We start from the raw sequence: 5,577 nt of genomic DNA, 5'->3' as shown, positions 1-5,577 counted from the left end.
GGACCTTTCCCTGACGCACCTGCGGGCGGTGGGGCAGGGCGCCCTGGAAACGCTGGCCATGTCCGGGATGGGGACGCTCTCGGCGATGCTGCTGGGTCTATTGCTGGCGCTGCCGGCCGCCGGCCGCTTCGGTTGGCCGTTGCAGGGCGCGGCGCGCCTGCTGCTCAATGCGTTGCGGGCGATTCCGGAGCTGGTCTGGGCGGCGCTGACCGTGCTGGCGGCGGGCCTGGGGCCGAATGCCGGCACCCTGGCGCTGGCGCTGCACACCGCCGGGGTGCTGGGGCGGCTGTTCGCCGAGGCACTGGAGAATGCACCGCCGGAGCCGGCGGCGGCGATCCGACTGCAGGGCGGCAGCCAGCTGGCGGCGTTCTGTTTCGGCACGCTGCCCAACTTGTGGCCGCAACTGCTGGCGTACAGCCTGTATCGCTGGGAGAACAACATCCGCATGGCCAGCGTGCTGGGGTTCGTGGGGGCAGGCGGTCTGGGGCAGATGCTCTACGCGACCCTGAGCCTGTTCCAGGAGGCCCAGGCCAGCACGGTGATCATTGCCATGCTGTTGCTGGTGCTGCTGGTGGACGCCCTGAGCGATGTGCTGCGCCAGCGTTTCGTGCGCGCCTGAACGGGCTTGAAGCGGTACCTGATCCTTGACTGTAGTCCCGCTCAGGCCCCACGCCAAGCCCTGTTCGTCAATCCGAAAAATAAACTTCACCGGAGCGTAAAAAGACTTTTTTCGGTCATGGTTTTTGCGGTATCAAGGAACCAGACAGCCGAACCCTGCAGCACAGGTGGCGTCATCCACGCCCCTTTTGCCAGGTGAGCTTCCCGCCCGTAACGACGCGGATACGGGAAGAACGGCAGTCACTCTGCGGCGCAGCCGTTCGCGCCGTGTGGCTTTCACATAAGGTGAACGAGTATGGATGACCAAGGACGCAACCCTTCCTCCAACCAGCCAATCCTGTATGTGCTCGATACCAACGTCCTGATTCACGACCCCAACGCCCTGCTCAACTTCGAGGAGCACCACGTCGCCATACCGATGACGGTGCTGGAGGAACTCGACAAGCTCAAGACCGGCAAACACACCATCGCCGCCGAATGTCGCCAGGCCATCCGCCTGATCGACCAGACCTTGGGCGACGCCTCGCCCAGCGATGTCGAGCAAGGCGTGCCGATCCAGCGCGGCAAGAGCGGGCCCAAGGGCTTCCTGTCCATCCTCATGAGCACGCGCAACGAGCCGAACCGCCTGCTCCCCGAAAACCTCGCCGACAACATCATCATCAACCAACTGCTGGACCTGCGCGCCAAGCGTAAGGACCTCGACGTGGTGCTGGTGACCAAGGACATCAACATGCGCTTGAAGGCGCGTGCCTGCGGGATCGCCGCCGAGGACTACAGCACCGACCAACTGGTCGACGACGTGTCCTTGCTGTCCAAGGGCTACCACTCGGTCACGGGGTCGTTCTGGGACCGTGTGAGCAAGGTCGACACCCGCCAGGAACGCGGCCGTACCTGGCACCGGGTGCAACTGATCGACAACCTGCCGGCGGTACACATCAACGAGTTCATCATCGATGAGCAGGGCTTTGTCGGCTGGATCAAGGGCATCCGCGACAGCGAACTGTTGCTGCTCGACCTGCATCAGGAGCCGCTGCTGCACCAGGAAGCCTGGGGCCTCAAGCCACGGGACATCCACCAGAGCCTGGCGCTGTTCGCCCTGCTCGACCCGGATATCCACCTGGTCAACCTGACCGGCGCCGCCGGTTCCGGCAAGACCATCCTGGCGCTGGCCGCGGCCATCGAGCAGACCATGGTCAGCAAGCGCTACCGGCGCATCATCGCCACCCGCAGCGTGCAGGGGCTGGACCAGGAGATCGGCTTCCTGCCGGGCACCGAGGCGGAGAAGATGGAGCCCTGGCTGGGCGCCATCACCGACAACCTCGAAGCGCTGCACATGGACGACGAGAGCACCCACGGCAGCGTCGAGTACATCCTCGAGCGGGTGCCGTTGCAGTTCAAGTCGCTGAACTACATCCGCGGTCGCAGCTTCCAGCAGAGCCTGATCCTCATCGACGAGTGCCAGAACCTCACGCCGCACCAGATCAAGACCATCATCACCCGCGCGGGGAACGGGTCCAAGGTGGTCTGCCTGGGCAACCTGGCGCAGATCGACACGCCGTACCTGTCGGCCACCAGCTCCGGGCTGACCTACCTGACCGAACGCTTCAAGGACTTCCCCCACGGCGTTCACATCACCCTGCAGGGCGTGCCGCGCTCGGTGCTGGCCGAGTACGCCGAGTCGCACCTGTAAACGTCAGCGCACAGCCTGTTCGTCGGTATTGCCGGCGAACAGGCCGGTGCGTCGATACACCCTCTGCGCAAACCTGACCTACGGGTTTACACTCTGCATTCCCTTCCCAGGAGCAGAGCAGTGCTGACTCATCTTGATTCCCAGGGGCGCGCCAACATGGTCGACGTCACTGAAAAGGCCGTGACCGCCCGCGAGGCGATTGCCGAGGCACGGGTGCGCATGTTGCCGGACACCCTGCGCATGATCGTCGATGGCCAACACCCCAAGGGCGATGTGTTCGCCGTGGCGCGCATCGCCGGCATCCAGGCGGCGAAGAAGACCAGCGACCTGATCCCGCTGTGCCATCCGCTGATGCTCACCGGCGTCAAGGTCGAGCTGGCCGCCGAAGGCGAGAACGTGGTGCATATCGTCGCCCGCTGCAAGCTGGCCGGGCAGACCGGCGTCGAGATGGAAGCCCTGACCGCCGCCAGCGTCGCCGCGCTGACGATCTACGACATGTGCAAGGCGGTGGACAAGGGCATGGTCATCGAGCAGGTGCGCCTGTTGGAGAAGACCGGCGGCAAGAGCGGCCACTACAAGGTGGAGGGGTGATGAAGGTCAAGGTCATGTATTTCGCCCGCTACCGTGAGTTGCTGGGCGTCGACGCCGAGCGCCTGGAAGGCGACTTCAAGGTGCTGGACGATGTGCGCCAGACCCTGGTGGGCAAGGGCGGGCACTACGCGGTGCTGGCCGAGCAGAACCTGATGTGCGCCCGCAACGAAGAGCTGTGCCGGCTCGATGAGCCATTGGACGAGGGTGACGAAATCGCGTTCTTCCCACCCGTGACCGGAGGTTGACCGTGGCCGTACGTGTTCAGCAGGCGGCCTTCGACCCGGGCGTCGAGGTCAACGCCATGCACGCCGCCAATGTCGGCGTGGGCGCGGTGGTCGGTTTCGTCGGCTACGTGCGCGACTTCAACGATGGCCTGGACGTGGCCGGGATGTTCCTCGAGCACTACCCGGGGATGACCGAGAAGGCCCTGGCCAAGATCGTGGTCGAGGCCGAGCAGCGCTGGCCGTTGCTCAAGGTCGAGGTGCTGCACCGCATCGGCGCCCTGGAGCCGGGCGAGCCGATCGTCTTCGTCGGTGTGGCCAGCGCGCACCGGCAGGCAGCGTTCGATGCCTGCAACTTCATCATGGATTACCTGAAGACCCGGGCGCCGTTCTGGAAGAAGGAGAACACCCAGGAGGGGCCGCGCTGGGTGGAAGGGAAGCAGAGCGACCAGGATGCGGCGGGGCGCTGGTAAATCCAGGCTCAGATCGCTTTTGTGGGAGCGGCCTTGTGTCGCGAAAGGGCCGCCTCGCGGCCCCCGGATCTGAGCATTGATGCAGATATTGCAGGGGCCGCTTTGCGGCCCTTTCGCGACACAAGGCCGCTCCTACAGGGAGGTGAGTGGCCTTGAAGATCAGTGATGCTTGCGTGGCACCGGCTTCAACAGCTCGTCCGGCGGCATCTCGCACTTGATCTTGCGCCCCAGCAGCGTCTCGATCGCCGGCAGCTGGTACGAATCGTCCTCACCGGCAAAGCTGATCGATACCCCGCTGCTGCCCGCACGACCCGTACGACCGATACGGTGCACGTAGTCATCCGGATCTTCCGGCAGGGTGAAGTTGATCACGTGGCTGATGCCGTCGATATGGATGCCGCGGCCGGCCACGTCGGTGGCCACCAGCACGCTGATGCGCCCCTCGCGGAAGTTCTCCAGGGTGCGGATGCGCTTGTGCTGCGGCACGTCGCCCGACAGCTGGGCGGCGTTGATGCCGTCGCGCACCAGTTTTTCCTCGATGCGCCGCACCTCGTCCTTGCGGTTGGCGAACACCATCACCCGTTCCCACTTGTTCTGCGTGACCAGGTTGTACAGCAGCTTGTACTTGTCGCTGCCGGCCACGGCATAGACGTGCTGCTCGACGGTCTCACTGGCCACGTTCTCCGGCTCGATCTCGACGATGGCCGGGTTGGTGGTCCACTGCTTGGCCAGGTTCATCACGTCGTCGGTGAAGGTGGCGGAGAACAGCAGGGTCTGGCGTTCGCTCTTCGGTGGGGTCTGGCGGATGATCTGGCGGACCTGGGGGATGAAGCCCATGTCGAGCATGCGGTCGGCCTCATCCAGCACCAGCACCTCGACCATGTCCAGATGCACCTCGCCGCGCTGGTTGAAGTCCAGCAGGCGGCCGGGGGTGGCCACCAGGATGTCGCAGTGGCGGGCTTCCAGCGATTTCAGTTGCTTGTCGAAGTCCATGCCGCCGACGAAGCTCATCACGTTCAGGCCACTGTACTTGGTCAGGGCCTGGGCGTCCTTGGCGATCTGCACCACCAGCTCGCGGGTCGGGGCGATGATCAGCGCCCGCGGCTCGCCCATGTAGCGCTCCTTGGGCGGTGGCACCTGCTGCAGCTGCGAGATGATCGAGATCAGAAACGCGGCAGTCTTGCCGGTGCCGGTCTGGGCCCGGCCAATGGCATCCTGGCCACGCAGGGTGTGGCCCAGGACCTGGGCCTGGATCGGTGTGCAGTAGGGGAAGCCAAGGTCGTGGATGGCGTGCATCAGCTCGTTGGAGAGCTTGAAGTCGTGGAAGCGGGTCTTGCCTTCCTGCGGCTCGACCACGAAATCCTCGGGCTTCCACAGGCTGGCCTGGGGCTTGGGCTTGCGTTCGCGGCGCGGCTTGTCCCGGGCGGGCTGTTCGGCGCGCGCCTGGTTGCCGGGTTGGGGGGCGGCCTGTGGTTTTGCCGCGGCCCTGGGCTTGGCGTGCTGGCGTGCTGGCGCCTTTTCGACAGGCGGTTGCGCGGCCGGCGCGGCCGGGGTCACGGCGACGGGCTCGGCGGCCTGCGGCGCGGCGTCTCCCTTGGCGAATATTTTCTTGAGTGCCTTGAGCACGGTCGTCTCGTCAACTGGTTAAGGAATGTACGCCGGGCAGTGTAATGCAAGAATCGGGCGCGGCGTAGTGCAATGCATGGCGGGCCACAGGGCTACTGCAACTGACGGCTCAGCCATTCGTGAATGTCGTTGAGCTCCTCGACCACCACTTCGTGCTCCATCGGGTACTCGTACCAGCGGGCGGCGACGCCCCAGGTATCGAGGTACTCGAAGGCGGTACGGCCCATCGAGGGGATCACCACCGGGTCGTGCACCCCGTGCAGGCACAGCGCCGGGGTGCGCTGCTGGCAGGCGCTCAGTTGCAGGGCGTCGGTGAAGGTCGGTGCGTAGGTGGACAGGGCGATCACCCCGCCCAGGG

Annotated in this window: 7 protein-coding genes; 5 read left to right on the top strand and 2 right to left on the bottom strand. The window is 65.2% G+C overall.

Annotated features, from left to right (window positions below; translation table 11 throughout):
• From phnE to moaE, 5 genes are all read left to right on the top strand, one after another.
• Nucleotides 1-619 (top strand): phosphonate ABC transporter, permease protein PhnE (gene phnE / locus CC207_RS21825; protein ID WP_088852782.1); only part of this gene is annotated, 619 nt, incomplete at its 5' end.
• Nucleotides 620-913: 294 nt separating this feature from the next.
• A complete protein-coding gene (locus CC207_RS21820) occupies nt 914-2,308 on the top strand; it encodes a PhoH family protein (RefSeq protein WP_062364039.1) in 1,395 nt (464 codons plus the stop codon).
• A gap of 120 nt (nt 2,309-2,428) precedes the next feature.
• Nucleotides 2,429-2,899 carry a cyclic pyranopterin monophosphate synthase MoaC gene (moaC, locus tag CC207_RS21815; RefSeq protein ID WP_028689781.1) on the top strand — a complete coding sequence of 157 codons (471 nt, stop codon included), beginning with the start codon at nt 2,429-2,431 and terminating at the stop codon, nt 2,897-2,899.
• Nucleotides 2,899-3,144 (top strand): molybdopterin converting factor subunit 1, encoded by a 246-nt coding sequence (gene moaD / locus CC207_RS21810; RefSeq protein WP_028689780.1) that lies wholly within the window; start codon nt 2,899-2,901, stop codon nt 3,142-3,144. The genes moaC and moaD overlap by 1 nt, the downstream gene beginning before the upstream one ends.
• Nucleotides 3,145-3,146: 2 nt before the next feature.
• Entirely contained in the window at nt 3,147-3,593 is a 447-nt protein-coding gene (gene moaE / locus CC207_RS21805; RefSeq protein ID WP_062364041.1) for a molybdopterin synthase catalytic subunit MoaE, read from the top strand.
• A gap of 159 nt (nt 3,594-3,752) precedes the next feature.
• Here the strand turns inward: moaE and rhlB are convergent, their stop codons facing one another.
• The gene (rhlB, locus tag CC207_RS21800; protein WP_028689778.1) at nt 3,753-5,219 is read right to left on the bottom strand and encodes an ATP-dependent RNA helicase RhlB; all 1,467 of its coding nucleotides are present in this window, start codon (nt 5,217-5,219) and stop codon (nt 3,753-3,755) included.
• Nucleotides 5,220-5,311: 92 nt separating this feature from the next.
• Nucleotides 5,312-5,577: alpha/beta hydrolase (locus CC207_RS21795; RefSeq protein ID WP_371916500.1), on the bottom strand; the 266-nt coding region annotated here is incomplete at its 5' end.

Source organism: Pseudomonas sp. DrBHI1 (genome assembly GCF_002205115.1).
Classification (GTDB): domain Bacteria; phylum Pseudomonadota; class Gammaproteobacteria; order Pseudomonadales; family Pseudomonadaceae; genus Aquipseudomonas; species Aquipseudomonas mosselii.
Note: the sequence above shows the minus strand (reverse complement) of the source record. Positions and strands in the feature narration are given on the sequence as shown.